A 15,367-nucleotide genomic window follows, 5' to 3' on the forward strand; every position below is an offset into this window, starting at 1 on the left:
ATGGCCAGCCTGTCATCGAGCAAACTGATCGTCGCTGATGTAGGGGGCACCCATGCCCGTTTTGCCATTGCCGGGATAAACCCGCATGGCGAGCCCGAGATCAGGGATTATCATCACTTTGCCTGCGCAGACTATTCCAGCCTGGCTGCCATTATTTGCGCCTATAGCGAAATGATGCGGCAGCAATTCAACCATGCCAGTATCGCTATTGCTGGTGTGATTGAAGAAGACCGGGTACGTAACAGCAATTTGCCCTGGCCGGTCTCTCGCAGGCAAACCATGCGGGAGAGCGGTCTTGCGCAACTGCGTTTCGTGAATGACTTTGCAGCACTCGCCTGGTCGGTGCCACTCATCAATCCAGCGAACGCGGTCATACTCAATCAGGGCAATACGCCAGCGCTGGCTGGTCCTGTGCTTGTGGTAGGGCCAGGAACCGGGCTGGGCGCAGCGGTCTGGTTGCCTGGACCACCTTCTTTGGTACTGGCGACGGAAGCTGGCCATGCAGCACTGACGGCTGGCAATCCACAAGAGGCATTACTGCTTGCGCAATGCTGGAAATCCACGCCCTACATCGATAATGAAATGTTCTTGTCTGGCCCTGGCTTGTTGCGTCTATATCGCACACTCGCGCTCATCCAGGGTCAAACCAGTTCTCTGGCAACCCCTGCTGAAGTCAGCGCCGCTGCCATCGCCAAACAAGACAGCATAGCCCAGCAAGCCGTAGAGATGTTTTGCGGCATGCTGGGCAGCCTGCTGGGCGACCTGGCGATTTATTATGGGGCGCAGACAGTCTATCTGGCGGGCGGTATCCCCACACAAATCAGTGAACTGATACAAAAAAGTGAATTCAGGAATCGCTTCCTGAACAAGGGTGTGATGCGGGCCGTGGTGGAAAACATCCCGGTCTATCTGATAGAACCTGGGCAGCTAGCCTTGCTGGGTGCGGCCCACTGGCACAGGCAGGAGAGTCAGGGATGACAGGCGTGCTGCTGGAAATTGCCGCGAATTCGATAGAGTCTGCCTTGGCCGCCGAGGCCGGTGGTGCAGATCGCATAGAGCTTTGCGCTCATCTCGAGCAAGGCGGTACCACACCTTCCCATGGCACTATCGCAATTACACGTGAACGTTTGCAAATTCCCATCCATATATTAATACGGCCACGCTCAGGCGATTTTATCTATACCGAAGCCGAGCGTGAAGCCATGCTCTACGATATAGAAAACTGCTTGCGGTTGGGCTGTGATGGCGTGGTGGTCGGCGCACTGGATGCTGAAGAGAGTATAGATAGCAAATTCTGCCGTGCCATGCGCGTAGCGGCTGGCAATATGTCACTGACTTTTCATCGCGCCTTTGATCTTTGCGCCACGCCTGAGCAAAGTCTGGAGGAGATTATCGCGCTTGGCTTTGAACGCATCTTGAGCTCAGGTATGGCGGACTCTGCCCTCCTGGGGCAGGCACAGCTCGCAAGCCTGGTGCGTCAGGCAAACAAACGAATAAGCATCATGGCTGGTGCAGGCATCAGGCCGGAGAATCTCGCCGCCGTACTGGCAGCAAGTGGTGTCACGGAGGTACATGCCTCAGCCAGTGGCCCGCATTTTGGAACGGTACATCACAAAAGAAAATTGCACGGACTTGCGCCGGATTTTCTGGAAACACAAACCCATATCGTCAGAACGCTACGCCAGGTGCTGGATCAACTGGATTGCTGATATACAAGCAGGAAAAAAGAAAGCAGGACCGGGGGCTGTCCTGCTTTTTAAGCTTGCTGCGTCAAAGAAATTTTAGCTATCCTTATTATTTATCCAGCGCACCTGGAGGCAATGCCTGCAAACTGCTACCCCAGGATTTGGCCTTGTCGTCACTGCTCAAGTCCAGGCTGAGTTTACCGCCAGCTTGTATCTGCTCCCAGGATAGCCACACTTGCGACAAAGGCTTGCCCTGCCACTGCGCCTGGCGGATATAGCGTACGGGGGTGCGCGCTGCAGCCTTGCTGTCTATGCTGAGAGTCTTGCCATTCCCGAGATCGATATCGGCTTTGGAAAATTTAGGCGCATGCAGCAAGAACTGACCACTGCCCGGCATCCAGGGATAGATACCCAGGCTGCTGAAAATATACCAGGCTGACATGGTGCCAAGATCGTCGTTACCAGTTACACCATTCGGGGCATTGCTGAACAGGGTTTCGGCAGCGCGCAGGACGGTCGTGGTTTTCCAGGGCTGGCCTGCCAGGGTATACATCCATGGCACATGCAAATCCGGTTCGTTATTGGGGTTGTAGCGATACTGATTATAATAACTATATGGCCCCACGACCCAGTCCTTGCGCACAGCCTGGTAATCGTTTTTCTCGATTTCATCAAAGGCAAAGAAGGCATCCAGGCGCCTGGCTGCCGCCTCACGCCCGCCCATAGCAGCAAAAAGGGCTTGCGCATCCTGCGGCACCAGCCATTGATACTGCCAGGCCGTGCCTTCATGAAAACCATGCTCGGCGCGCGGGTTGTAATGGCCTTGCAGTTCTGTATACCAGTTGCCATTTTCCAGCCGTGGACGCGGAAAGCCCCTGAAGCCCAGTTCCTTGTCAGCAGCATCCTTGTCCCACAGCTTGCGCCAGTTTTGCGCACGCTGACGCAATATGGCGGCGTCTGCCTTTTCGCCCAATGCTTCTGCCATGTAAGACAGTGCGCCATCGGCTGCAGCATATTCCAGGGTCGCCGAGCCGCCATGATGCGGGTCTACATCCATACCCTTGGCCCTGAAGCCCTTGTCGTATTGCACGAAACCATCGCGCAAATATTGCGGATTGCCTGCCCGACCTTCTGAGCGCAGTTTGAAGCTGGGCACTTCAAAGGCATTCTGGCGTAATGCCGCGTAGGCAGCTTTTTCCTTGCCGGCCAGGGCACCGTAGCGCCACAAGTCGGCCATAAAAGGCGTGACCGGGTCGCCCGTCATGACATTCGATTCAAAATTCGCATAGCCCCAACGTGGCAACCAGCCAGCCTGCTCTTGTATCTTCAAGACGGAGTCAGCAATATCACGTGCTCTGGCTGGGCGCAGCAAAGCGATAAGCTGATTCTGGGCGCGATAAGTGTCCCACAGCGAAAAGAATTCGTAGTAGTTACCGTTATCGACTTTATGGATGACATCGTCATAACCACGGTAACGCCCATCAGTGTCATTGCCTGTCAGTGGTTGTAGCAACGCATGGTAAAGTGCGGTATAGAAGACAGTCCGGTCATCGGTGTTGGCACCTTCTATACGTATGCTTGACAGTTCCTTGTTCCACTCGTCTTGCGCCTGCTTGCGCATATTGTCAAAGCTGCGCAGCTTGCCATTGGCTTTGCCTTCTGCCCGCAAATTTCGTCTTGCACCTTCTGCATCGACATGTGAAATGGCGCTGATGGCCGTAACCGCCTTGTTAGCTTTCAGGTCAAAACTTAGCCAGGCACCATGCGGCTTGCTGTCACCTTGCTGGCTCAATTGCATGCTGGCTTCGGTGCCGCCGCTTTCATCCCAGATGCCATGGCTACGGAAAGCCTGGTCAAATTCCATCCTGAACCAGGTCGTGTATTGCGCACCACCGCAGAAACTGCGTGTGACTATCTTGCCTTCCAGCGTATGGCTGTCTACCACTTGCAAATGACTACCAACAACAGAGTGACGCTCATTTGCCTGGCCAAGGTTGACCAGAATGTGGCCTGTGTCAGTCGTTTCATGAAAAGTATAACGCTCGGCCCCGGCCCTGGTGAGTGCCGTGGTCTCTGCAATGATGCCACCATAGTCGGTGAGCCTGACCTTGAAGTAACCAGCATGGCCCACTTCACCATCGTGTGTGAAGTTAGAACCATAGACTTTATGGTCAAAACTACCAGCCTTACTTGTATCAAAATTACCACCGGGCTTGATACTGCCTGTCACTGGCAGGACTGAGAGTTGCCCACCCTGCTCCCAACAACCTGCACCAGACAAAAACGAATGGCCAAAGCCTCGAATTTTTTGATCGGTGTAGCGCCAGCCTGAATAGTGCTCACCGATGGGGCTCAGTTGTATCATGCCAAAGGGGGCGACTGCACCGGGGAAGGTATTGCCGTCATCCTGGGTACCAATAAAAGTATTGACAGGAAAGTTTTTGTCTTTTGCCGTATCTGCGTGAGCAATACTGCTTGCGCTGGCCAGTATCGCCACCATGCCCAAGATGGCCACACGCCTGAAGGTGGATAGTGTATTCAATTTGTCTCCTGTGTTTTTGTCTTGCCTCCACTACGGTAGCGGCAAGCTTCATCTTTTTGCTTTATTTCTTTTGGTTCAGCTTGAATGGATGGGCTTCTGTATTAAAAGTGATCGCATCAAAATCAAGGGTCTTTTTTGATGCGAACAGCAAATAAAAATATTTAAAGGTTTCGGCAAACACAAAGCTTTCCATCGAATCTTCCCGGCTACCATTGCGTACGTCCTTAAGCGCGGTAAACCCTGCCTCGCTACGGCAACGCTTGACAAAGTCGAGGAAAAATTCTTTACCCATGACGCGGTACTTGTTGTCACCTGTATAGTGGTGTAGGTAATAGGCAGACTCGATAATCTCAGGGCGCAAGGCATATTCCGGCGATGTGACTTGCATGGTCTGGTAGTTCAGGGCCTCTGGTTCTATGCCATGCAAACGCCACATTTTCAAATTGGAATCCTGCAGACGTTTTGCCCTGTCCATGTCACCACCGAGGGCCAATAAAGCTGGCATGAAGGCATCCAGTGCGCCATATTGTGTGGCCTTGCGGCTACCTGTCTCCATGTCGGCATGGCCGTACCAGAGTTCACCGCGGACTTCGTCGCCCAGATACTGGTTGACGCCGGGAATACTTTTGTCCCACATGGTTTTGCAATCCTGGTCGGCAAACAGCTTCCAGCATTTATACAGGTACTCATAATAAGAATCGATACCGCCGCCGATGTGAGCATCTTTGTTGACCCATACGCCAGCTTCAACATCAATGGCTGACCCGACCAGGCCCAGTTTGGAGCGTAGCTCATACGTAGCTACCAGCGCCCGTTTGGCTTTATCATAAAAAACAGGGTTGCCAGTCAGCTTGCTCAGCATGCCAAACTCAAGCAACAGGGTGCCTGTTTCAGCCGGATTACTGACCTTGCCACGTACCTTGCCTGTGCGTAAATTCACATGGGTATAAGGCATGCCGGTGGGTGATTCAAACACAGGCAGCAGGCGCTGACCCAGGTCGGTTGCCAGGGCCAGCAATCTTGGGTCTTCGGTCATCTGATAGGCGGATAACAAGCCACCCAGCAAACGTATGGTAATTTCAAAATTCTGGATTTCCATGTCCTTGTCGAAAGAGAGTTTACTGGCAATCAGCTCACGTGCTTCGTCAGCCTCTTTCTTCAGGCCCATCAACAACAGGGTATCAAGCGCATCTACCGGAGTCATCAACAAAGACTGGGCATACCAGTTATGGCCGGACTTACTCACGGGTTTCAAAGCATCCTGACCCCAGGCATAGCGCTTATAGGATTGCCAGGCATGTTGGGTTTCTTTTTTTACTTGCAGCGCCAGTTGGGCAGCTTCTTTTTCCGTCAGGTTTTCCTGTTTGGCGGCGTGGCCCAGGTTAGCCATGCCCAAGGCGGCCACCAGCAATATGCCGGGCAATAGTTTGATACGCATGTTGTTCTCCTCAATCACTGATATGGATATTATTTTTTTCAAGGCGCTGAATATGGCCACTATTCGTGACCTCTATACAAGGTCTCTATTTGTTGCAGGCTCGGCGCTTGCGCTCCCGAAGCCAGGCAGGCCGCAGCACCAGCGGCGAGAGCAAATCGCAGGTGGCTGGCCTGCTCTCTTTCTGGGTGCATGGTCAGGCTGTAGAGCAAGCCTGCAATGCTGGCGTCACCCGCACCTATGGTGTCGGCTACGACTATCTTCACGGCATCTGCCTGCCATGCCCTTTCCGCGACATGCAGCGACGCCCCCAGTTCACCACGGGTGTACAAGACTGTGGCAGCAGGATTGATGGCGCGTAGTTGCGTGAATGCCTGGTCAGCATCCTGACAACGGAACAAACCACGCAAGTCATCATCGGACACCTTGATCAGGTCTGCCAGTTGCCCCATCTCACGCAGGATGGGATCATAGTCGGCGTTCATATTGTTACGGAAATTGGGGTCATAACTAATCCGTACACCTTGCGCCTTCAACTGGCGCGCCAGTCCCAGGAGTTTGCCCGCCAGCGGCTGGCGGGCCAGGCTGATGCCGCCAAAGTGCGCCCATTTCAAACGTGCACTCCAGCCGACTGGTAACTGTGCCGGGTCAAAATGCAGATCTGCACTATCACTTCCGATAAAGAAATAACTGGGTGGCGTACTTTCGCCGACGATGGCCAACAATGGCGGGCGATCATATTGCTGTAATAAGCGCAAATCCAGTCCGGCATCGGCACTGGCGCGAACCAGCTCCTGCCCAAACAAATCCTGGCTGACTGCGCCTGCAAAGCCAGTTGTCAGACCCAGTTTGGCCATGCTGCGGGCCACATTCCAGGTTGAGCCGCCGACCACGCTGCGCCATTGGCCGGGGCCGCAAGCAATCATATCGGTCAGGGCTTCGCCTGCGCTGAGCATTACAGGGAATTCAGCTTCCATGTTGCTCCTCCTTCAAGACGCGCAAGATTTCATAGCAGGCACCCATGGTGTGATAGTCCACTTTACCAGCCGGACTTTTTTCATCACTGAGCTTGTGATTTTCGCGCGACAGTATCCTGAACCAGGCACCAAATTCATGATCTATCATGTGCTGCCAGCTGTATTGCCACAGATGCTCATAACTGTCCCAGTAGCTTTGCTTGCCAGTACGTTTTGCCAGCAGGGCTGCGGCAGCCATGGATTCAGCTTGCACCCAGAAATATTTGTCACCATCACATATGCTGCCGTCGGGCGCAAAGCCATAACAGATGCCGCCATATTGCTCATCCCAGGCAAATTGCAGCGCTTTCTGGAACAAGGCTTCGGCAGTAGGCAATAACCAATCCTTATCATGTTGCAGATGCTGGGCGTGGTTTTCCAGTTGCAGCAATAACTTGGACCACTCGGTAAAGTGACCCGGCTGGAATCCCCAAGGGCGGAACAGATTAGCCTTGTCATCCAGGTTGTAATTCCAGTCTATGTTCCAGTTAGCATCGTAGTGCTCCCAGATCATGCCGTCTGCCAGCGCTGCCTGGCGCTGAGTGATATTGTGTGCCACGGTTTCCGCCCTGTGCAAGAAGTGCAGCGCACCCGTTGCCTCATAAGCTGCCAGCAGAGCTTCGCAGGCATGCATATTGGCATTCTGACCGCGATAGTTGTCCAAAACCTGCCAGTCTGCACTGGCCTGGTCGGCATACAGACCATGTTGTGGCTCCCAGAAGCGGCGTTCCATCAACTCCATGGTTTCATCCAGATAGCCGCGCGCCTCTGCTACACCAGCCATCAGGGCATGGGCATAAGCCAGCATGACGAAGGCCAGGCCATAGCAGTGATTGTCGCCATCGATGATGGTCTTACCGGCGTTCTCCCAGCGCAATTGCCAGGCGTAACCACCAGTCACCGGGGCACGGTGTACTTGTCGCAAAAAGTCCACGCCATGCCTGACTTGTTCCAGATAAGCCGGATTGTCAAAATGACGATAGGCCATGGCATACACAAAGACAAAGCGGGTACTGCTGACCAGATGGCGGCTCTGGCTATCATAAATACTGCCATCATCTTTGAAGTAATGATAGAAGCCGCCACTGGCATCAACACTACGCGGATAGTAAAAATTCAGTGTGTCACTGATATGGTCAGTCAGGACAGAAATTGATTTGAAGTCAGGAAAAGGATGCATACGAATATGGGTGGTGGTCAATAAGGGCCAAAAATTTTTACAGCCAGGCGTTACAGCCAAGTGCTAAAACTAATCATCGCAACTGCTTTCGCGCACGATCAGTTCAACTGCCAGGGTTTTTTCTACTATCTCGTCAGTTTGTTTGCGTATCAGTAAATCCACACCGGAGGCACCGAGTGCTTCCTTGTTCACCCTGATACTGCTCAATGGGGGAATCGACTTGGCGGCGGCACTGATGTCATCAAAGCCAACAATGGCAATGTCATGGGGCACTTTCATGCCAAGGTCAAGACAGTAATGCAGTGCTGTCAGAGCGGCGCTATCGTTGTAGCAAAATACGGCATCAGGAGGGCGGGTCAGGCTCAGTAGTTCCCGCATGGCTTCACGCACGCCATTTTCAATATTACTGGGGTCTGGGATGCTGACTTCGAGGCTAGGATCTGCCAATGTCTTGGATTCATACAGAGCCTGGCGGAAACCACGTGCACGCTCTTGAATACTGAAATGTGCCAGCGGCCCTGATATCATGGCAATACGTTTTCGGCCTGACTGTATCAGATGACGGGTAGCGAGAAATCCGCCCAGCCGGTTGTCGGGATTGATTGAGGTGTAGCCGCGCAAACGCATGTCCACCAGCACGATAGGCTTGCTGGTGTGCAGTAGGGCTTGTAGCAACTCGGGTTCAAAAAAACCGGCACACAAAATCGCGTCAGGCTGGTGCAGGCGTATCTGCTCCATCACTGGTTCTGAGGGTCCAACCGCCACAAATGAAAGTACGATCCCTTCCCTGCGGCAAGCTTCTTCTGCACCATGCAATACTGGAGAGTAAAAGGGACTGCTTGCCAGGGTATTGTGCTGGCGGTGTAGGAGAAAAACAATACGCCTGATCCGCCCCTGCTTGAGATTGCTAAAGTCATAGCCCAGTTCACGCGCCACTTTGCTGATACGCACGCGTGTGGCTTCGGTCAAGCCCCCCTGGTTCTTCAATGCGCGTGATACCGTACCAATCGACAGTCCGGTAGCCTGTGCAATATCGCGTATGGTCACACTCATGAAGTGAACTCCTTACTGGTTATGTCAGTTTCAATATCTGGAAAGCGGGCATTCATCATGTTTATTGCATTTAATTCGTTTTTGCGTTTATCAATATCATCAAGCCTGCCACGCTTACCTGCTGCACATGTGTCGCTAAAGGCAGGTTTAATAAACGGATCAGTTCGTAAAAAAAATAGAAATCGCCAGGAAATGCTGTGTTTTACAGAGTAACTCTTTTATACAGGCGGCAAAATCGAGGGTCAATCAACTGCAGGAAAATTGCCTTAGTTTATTAATTTTAGTAAACAAGGTGACAAAAACGCACATTGCTCACTTGGCTCAAAAAAAATGGCGCACCAGACATGGCGCGCCATACAAATCAAAACCAGCAATTCTAGTGTGCGGCTGCACTGGTCTTACCCAGCTTGATACCTTGCGCACGCAATATGCCTTGCACTTTCCAGGCATAGAATGCCAGGTAGGCAAAGCAGATTACCCCCACCAGGTAACTCATTTGTATGCCTATTTTGTCGGCCACAAATCCCTGCAACCAGCTGACTATACCGCCACCCATGATCATCATGATCAGGTAATTGCTGCCCTGCCCTGTGTGCTTGCCCAGGCCACTGATCGCCAGCGTGAAAATGCATGGCCACAGAGTGCTGCAGAACAAGCCTATGCTGGTGAAAGCGTAGACGCTGACCATGCCTGTGGTACTCATGCCGACGAGCAGGCCGGCAACTCCCAGCAGGGAAAAGATACCCAGCATTTTGGCGGGATTACCCTGACTCAGCATGTCAGCAGCGATCAGTATCAGCACGATGGCGGCATATACATAGAAATGACTGAGCTCATGCTGGGCTATCGCGTTTACCAGCAAAAATACGCTGAAAGCCAGATAAGGAGCGAGGAATTTAAGCAGCTTTCCCAGCCCAGCCCGCAAATCAAAGGCTTCAACTGCGCCTGTCCAGCGTCCTATCATCAGACTGGCCCAGTAAAGAGAAATAAACGGCGCCACATCCTTTGTTTGCAAGCCCAGCTTGCTTTCCATGTAGGCTGGCAAATTGCTGGCAGTGGACACCTCCACCCCGACATACACAAAAATGGCCAGCATGCCCATGACCAATTGCGGGAATTGCAGTGCCGATTGCCTGTCCGATGCATGCCCGGCTTCTTCATTGACCTGCATGGCAGGACGGTCAGGCAGGGACGAGAACTTGAGCATGATGGCGACCAACAAAAAAGCCGCACCCAGCATCAGATACGGAAACTTGACACTTTCTATGCTGAGCTGACGGTTCATACTCGTCGGCGCACCAAATATTGCAAAACTGACGATGAGCGGGCCTATCGTGGTGCCAAAATTGTTTACCCCACCCGCCAGAGTCAGCCTTTGCGAACCTGTCTCAGTTGATCCCAAGGCGATTGCCAGGGGGTTGGCAGCGGTCTGTTGCAGTGAAAAACCCAAGCCCACAGTAAACAATCCCGACAACATCAAGGGGAATGAACCTGTATTGGCTGCTGGCAAAAATAGCAGAGTACCTGCCGCAGAAATCAATAATCCGAGCGCCAACCCGTTCTTGTAACCCAGCTTATTGACCAGATCCACACCGATGACGCGTGAAACTGCCAGATAAATGAGCGAGCCCACAGTATATGCTACATAGAAAGCCAGAGACACGAGCTGACTTTGCTCCTGGCTGAGATGAAAGGCTTCTTTAAAGACGGGGATGAGAATATCATTGCTGGCAGCAACGAATCCCCAGAAGAAGAACACTGTCACCAGTGGCAAAAATTGTCCCCATTGTGTTTTTGTATTAGTCGCATGCATAGTGATATAAGTAGTTTAGGTTTGACTGCACATGTTGCACTTGCCAGGTTTTGTTTTTCCCTTTTCGATTTGGTAGTTTTGTCCGGATGCGATGGTAGCAATCGCTGTTATCTGCACTTTGATTAGGAAACTGCAGTTTGTATATATACCGCTCTATGGACGGACGTGCAATTCCAGTTTTAAATTTGGGTGATGTTTATGGTTTTTACTAAACTAACGCCTCCCAGAAACTCCTGACAATAAAAGTGTTCGTTTGTCTGTTGAATTGATCCGATCAGCTTGATCCGCCTTCCAACTTTCCAGTGAAAGCTGCCACCCAGTCGTACACTCCTTCCAATCCCAGCGCTTTCAGATCCAGATGATTTGTCTTAAGCTGTGCCGTTGCTTGCGATTTGTACCAGTTTGGTTTTAAGGTAGCTTGAAAGTTGTGGCTCATATTTATCAATGATGTTTGTTGTTACCACGCATAGGCTGGTTCTGTGACTTCAGAGCGCGGGCCCGGTCGTCTGGCGATCGTCTGTAATGAAATCTGGTCACGAATGTGCCAGTATCGAATGAATTCTGGCAATGCCACGGCGATCATTCCTTTTTCCTGCCCTTTAAGGTCAGCCAAATTGTGCACTAAACTAGAACTCATTTCATAAATATGTTGAGATGCGTTTGCCTCATAACGTGGGCTGGCAAGGGTAAAGCAGGGAATTCGTGCAGCATGATGCACGCCTGCGTACGATGTGCGCTTGCAAGCGCACATGTGCCCTGCAAGGGGACGAGGCAGTCAATAGCGGTGCTATTGATCACGAGTCGAATTGTCAAAACCTGCAGTCCAGCACGCGTTATGAGGCAAACCCTTAGTGAATTGACGATTTGGGCGCATTGCAGCGTGCAGTTTGTTACCTCGCCCTCGCTAAGGCACCAGCCTTAGCTTCACAGGGTACACACCTTAGGCCTTGCACTGCATCCCAAATCGTCTTGTTCGCACTCATCCTATTTATGAAATGAGTTCTAGTGAAATGCATAGTATTTAGAAAAGTGGGGCAAATTTCAGTACAAATCAACAGCTTTGGTTTAATAGCTGCGGTACATCTTGCTTTCAGATATAGCACTATCCCTGATCTGATGAAATTGAGGCAGTACATTATTGAAATTTGTTAATGCCGCGCCACCAGCATCCAAAACACAATCAGCATAGCAGTGCAGAAGTATATGACTTCACCTTATTTATGCCCGGAACTCTCAAGCTTTTGCTGCTACATTCACCCGTATCAATAAGGGTGACGATGACGTTTCCATGCCATGTTGACGCACAAGTTGATCTAATTTGGCCCGGAGTTCACTTTCATGGACCGTAACGCTACGGCCAGACTGCTCACAAAACAGGCATATCTCTTCAGCTGCAATATTTGCATGAGTTAATCGATACTTTGCTTTGCCATCGACATCAAAAGAGCGTTGCAGAAAATTGATGGAAGTTAAATCTGCAAGCACCCTATAAATGGTTGTAATGCTGCCTAACCGGCCCTGCCTTAGCAATTCCCGCAAAATATCTTCCGGGTAATGATAGCCGTCCCCAATCTGAATAATCGCAGCCAGCATCCCGACTCTGCCAACTGTTGGGCGCAGTCCTGCACGTTGTAACTGTTCTGCCAGACCCGGTATCTCCCCCGAAGTCATCGAGTTGAGTCTAATTTTCTTTTCCATTTTTATCATTTAAACATGTTTATAGAGTATGCAATTGCCTAAGCTTTTCAGCTATGACAGTAAGCATAACAACAAACAAATAATAATGATTCTCATTATCGCTTGCAAGGATAATGTTTGTAATTTTATATTTCATGACGCCCCTCCTTTGATCGCAATGAATTCTATGAATTTATACAATCACTTTCGGGGTAAAAACAGCGGCAAATTGGATGCAAAAAAACTTTGCATCCAATAAAACAATGCTGTAAGCATATATACAACCAAGGTGCCTGATCAAAAACGGAACATCAACGCGAATAACAGACTACTTTACAAAATTCCAAAGCGGGTTTCGGTGAAAACAGGCGGGAATAATGCCAGACATGAAGATATGAAAGGCACCATAGCGCGGACTGCATGAATCTCGGTTTTCATACTGGCGTACTCACATAAGAATCACAATGCACTTCATCACCAAGATGACTATTGACGCTGCCTATACTAATGTTCCACATGGCCTTGTGACCTGCATCGCAAAACAAGGGCCGTGTACGCTGATTTGTTCATCATCGATTTCATTGGTACGGTGTTTGTGTATAGGGCCGAGCATCTTTAGAATTGCCCCACTTCTTGTTTGGCTCAGCCTGCATGACAAACACCAGCTCGCCACCAGCCATGATTTGCTCATGGCGCAGATAGTTTTGATCCAGCTTTTTCCCATTCAAACTGATACTTGCCACATAGGGATGGGCATCACTCAAATTCTGGGCGCGTATGGTGAACTGTTTGCCATTCGGTAATTGCAGCGTCGTTTTATCCAGGAACGGGCGGCCAAGTATGTATTCATTACTACCTGGTGCTACTGGATAAAAACCAAAGCTCGTGAAAGCGAACCACGCAGACATCTGACCAAGATCATCGTTACCAGACAGTCCATTAGGCTTAGCCTGATACTGGCTTTGCATGATTTGCTGCAAGCGTTGTTGCGTCTTCCATGGTGCGCCGAAGTAATTATATAAATAAGCGACATGATGCGAAGGTTCATTACCATGTGCATAATGTCCTATCAAACCAGAAATATCTTCCATATGGGCATAGACTTTGGGATCCACTTTAGCATCGAATACCTGGTCGATTTTTGAGATGGCAGCAGCATCTCCTCCCAGCATGCTGATCAGGCCGGCATTATCATGCGGCATATACCATGAATATTGCCATGCACTGCCTTCGGTATAATCACTGCCAAAGTTGGACACGGCTGGGTCAAAAGGGACACGGAATTCACCATTCGATTTACGCGCACGGATGAAACCAGTCTTGGTGTCAAACACATTACGAAAATTCTGGGCACGGGCATAATATTTTTTCGCGATATCAGCTTTGCCCATTTTCTCGGCCATACGCGCAATGGTCCAGTCATCAAAAGCATATTCGACGGTTTTGGATGCTGCTTCTGGTTCCAGGTCGGTTGGCACATAGCCCAGTTTCATATAATGCTTCAAGCCGCCATAAGGACCATATTCAGCACTGGCTATCATTGCATTCAATGCGCTATCTGCATCAAAACCAGGAATGCCCTTCATATAAGCATCTGCTATCACGGGTACAGCGTGATAACCTATCATGCACCAGGTTTCCAGACCATGAAATTGCCATACCGGCAGTATCCCTTCAGGGCTATGCTGTTGCGATGCCAGTAGTGATCGCACAAAATCAGCATTGCGCTGCGCGGGCTGTATCAAGGTTAGCAAGGGATGGAGCGCGCGGTAGGTGTCCCATAAAGAAAAGGTGGAATGGAAACGGAAGCCATCAGCCTGATGGACCTGATTATCCGGCCCACGGTAGCGGCCATCCACATCCATAAACAAACTGGGGCCTATCATACTGTGGTACAAGGCGGTGTATGCCTTGGTGCGCATCTCGGGTTTTGCCTCAATGCTGACTGCTGACAAAGCCTTGTCCCAGGCCTGTTTCGATTTGGCGCGCTGCGCAGCAAAATCCCAGTTCTGCATTTCAGACAGGTTTGCAATCGCACCATCTTCACTGACAGCCGAAATCGCCACTTTGACCATCAGAGTTTGGTCGCTGGGAACACCAAAATCCAACGCCGCAACCAGTGCCTTGCCTTCAATTTTAGCTTTATCCTGAGGTCCACTGCCTGGCCCGGTAAAGCCACGGTATTCGACTGCATCTTCGCGGTTATGGATTTCACGCGCCAATAATGGCCGTGAAAATTGCATCGCAAAATAAACCTGGCGGCCTGCCGCCCAGCCACGGGTTTCACGCATACCGGTAATGATGCCGTCTTTGCGTACACGCATGCTGGACCACAAGTTTTTTGTTTTGTAATCGTAAATACTACTGCGTAAATCGACGATCAGCTTTGCGGCTTCACCTTTGGCAAAGCGATAGCGATGCATGCCTACCCTGTCACTCGCCGTCAATTCGACATCAATCTCATGGTCCAGCAATTTGACTGCATAATAACCAGGCTCGGCACGCTCTTCCGTGTGACTGAAACGTGAACGATAACCGCTGAAAGGTCGCTCTGGATAGCCTGGCTCGAGTTTGGTGTCGCCGCTATAGGGCATCAACAACACGTCACCCAGATCAGAATGGCCGGTGCCAGAAAAATGCGTATGCGAGAAGCCAAGCATGGAATCATCTTCATAGCGATAGCCAGCCGCCCAGGGATAACTTTGACGAAAATGCCGTACCTGCGTATCGGGGCTTAATTGCACCATACCAAAAGGACGTGTCGCTCCCGGGAAGGTATGACCATCGCCACCAGTACCTATGAATACATTGACTGCATCAACCGGACGTGAACTATTGGCTGGAGCGGCATCAACGCTGCTGGCGATGAGCACGCCCAGGAAAATTAGCCCGCAAATACGAAACATCATATATACCTTTTCAGTGGATTCTTTTAAAACTACGGATACAGCAACTGCCTGAATTAA

Annotated in this window: 10 protein-coding genes; 2 read left to right on the forward strand and 8 right to left on the reverse strand. The window is 50.8% G+C overall.

Annotation, left to right across the window (positions count from 1 at the left end):
• Together AC07OI_RS08530 and AC07OI_RS08535 are read left to right on the forward strand one after the other, a co-directional pair.
• Positions 1–978 carry a glucokinase gene (locus AC07OI_RS08530; RefSeq protein WP_495256913.1) on the forward strand — a complete coding sequence of 326 codons (978 nt, stop codon included), beginning with the start codon at positions 1–3 and terminating at the stop codon, positions 976–978.
• Entirely contained in the window at positions 975–1,709 is a 735-nt protein-coding gene (locus AC07OI_RS08535; protein WP_495256914.1) for a copper homeostasis protein CutC, read from the forward strand. Before AC07OI_RS08530 ends, AC07OI_RS08535 begins: the two co-directional genes overlap by 4 nt.
• A gap of 85 nt (positions 1,710–1,794) precedes the next feature.
• Here AC07OI_RS08535 and AC07OI_RS08540 read toward each other — a convergent pair whose 3' ends face one another.
• From AC07OI_RS08540 to AC07OI_RS08575, 8 genes are all read right to left on the reverse strand, one after another.
• On the reverse strand, positions 1,795–4,227 hold the full coding sequence (locus AC07OI_RS08540; RefSeq protein WP_492704391.1) for a GH92 family glycosyl hydrolase: 2,433 nt from the start codon (positions 4,225–4,227) through the stop codon (positions 1,795–1,797).
• 61 nt (positions 4,228–4,288) lie between these two features.
• The gene (locus tag AC07OI_RS08545) at positions 4,289–5,665 is read right to left on the reverse strand and encodes a glycoside hydrolase family 47 protein (RefSeq protein ID WP_495256915.1); all 1,377 of its coding nucleotides are present in this window, start codon (positions 5,663–5,665) and stop codon (positions 4,289–4,291) included.
• 59 nt (positions 5,666–5,724) lie between these two features.
• Entirely contained in the window at positions 5,725–6,639 is a 915-nt protein-coding gene (locus AC07OI_RS08550; RefSeq protein ID WP_495256916.1) for a carbohydrate kinase family protein, read from the reverse strand.
• Entirely contained in the window at positions 6,629–7,858 is a 1,230-nt protein-coding gene (locus tag AC07OI_RS08555; RefSeq protein WP_495256917.1) for an AGE family epimerase/isomerase, read from the reverse strand. The genes AC07OI_RS08550 and AC07OI_RS08555 overlap by 11 nt, the downstream gene beginning before the upstream one ends.
• Positions 7,859–7,927: 69 nt before the next feature.
• Complete coding sequence (locus AC07OI_RS08560) at positions 7,928–8,911, reverse strand: LacI family DNA-binding transcriptional regulator (protein ID WP_423004601.1); 984 nt, start codon at positions 8,909–8,911, stop codon at positions 7,928–7,930.
• A 376-nt stretch (positions 8,912–9,287) separates the two neighbouring features.
• Positions 9,288–10,676, reverse strand: a complete 1,389-nt coding sequence (locus tag AC07OI_RS08565; RefSeq protein ID WP_495257174.1) for an MFS transporter — start codon at positions 10,674–10,676, stop codon at positions 9,288–9,290.
• A 1,281-nt stretch (positions 10,677–11,957) separates the two neighbouring features.
• A complete protein-coding gene (locus AC07OI_RS08570; protein WP_495256918.1) occupies positions 11,958–12,422 on the reverse strand; it encodes a Fur family transcriptional regulator in 465 nt (154 codons plus the stop codon).
• A 557-nt stretch (positions 12,423–12,979) separates the two neighbouring features.
• Complete coding sequence (locus tag AC07OI_RS08575) at positions 12,980–15,310, reverse strand: GH92 family glycosyl hydrolase (protein WP_495256919.1); 2,331 nt, start codon at positions 15,308–15,310, stop codon at positions 12,980–12,982.
• Positions 15,311–15,367: the final 57 nt, after the last annotated feature.

Source organism: Undibacterium sp. GW821-FHT07F11, from assembly GCF_059418665.1.

Excerpts from the sequence above, each read along its gene's own strand:
- AC07OI_RS08555 (WP_495256917.1), bottom strand. The coding sequence starts at position 7,858 with ATGCATCCTTTTCCTGACTTCAAATCAATTTCTGTCCTGACTGACCAT.
- AC07OI_RS08570 (WP_495256918.1), bottom strand. The coding sequence starts at position 12,422 with ATGGAAAAGAAAATTAGACTCAACTCGATGACTTCGGGGGAGATACCG.
- AC07OI_RS08530 (WP_495256913.1), top strand. The coding sequence starts at position 1 with ATGGCCAGCCTGTCATCGAGCAAACTGATCGTCGCTGATGTAGGGGGC.
- AC07OI_RS08535 (WP_495256914.1), top strand. The coding sequence starts at position 975 with ATGACAGGCGTGCTGCTGGAAATTGCCGCGAATTCGATAGAGTCTGCC.
- AC07OI_RS08560 (WP_423004601.1), bottom strand. The coding sequence starts at position 8,911 with ATGAGTGTGACCATACGCGATATTGCACAGGCTACCGGACTGTCGATT.
- AC07OI_RS08575 (WP_495256919.1), bottom strand. The coding sequence starts at position 15,310 with ATGATGTTTCGTATTTGCGGGCTAATTTTCCTGGGCGTGCTCATCGCC.
- AC07OI_RS08545 (WP_495256915.1), bottom strand. The coding sequence starts at position 5,665 with ATGCGTATCAAACTATTGCCCGGCATATTGCTGGTGGCCGCCTTGGGC.
- AC07OI_RS08550 (WP_495256916.1), bottom strand. The coding sequence starts at position 6,639 with ATGGAAGCTGAATTCCCTGTAATGCTCAGCGCAGGCGAAGCCCTGACC.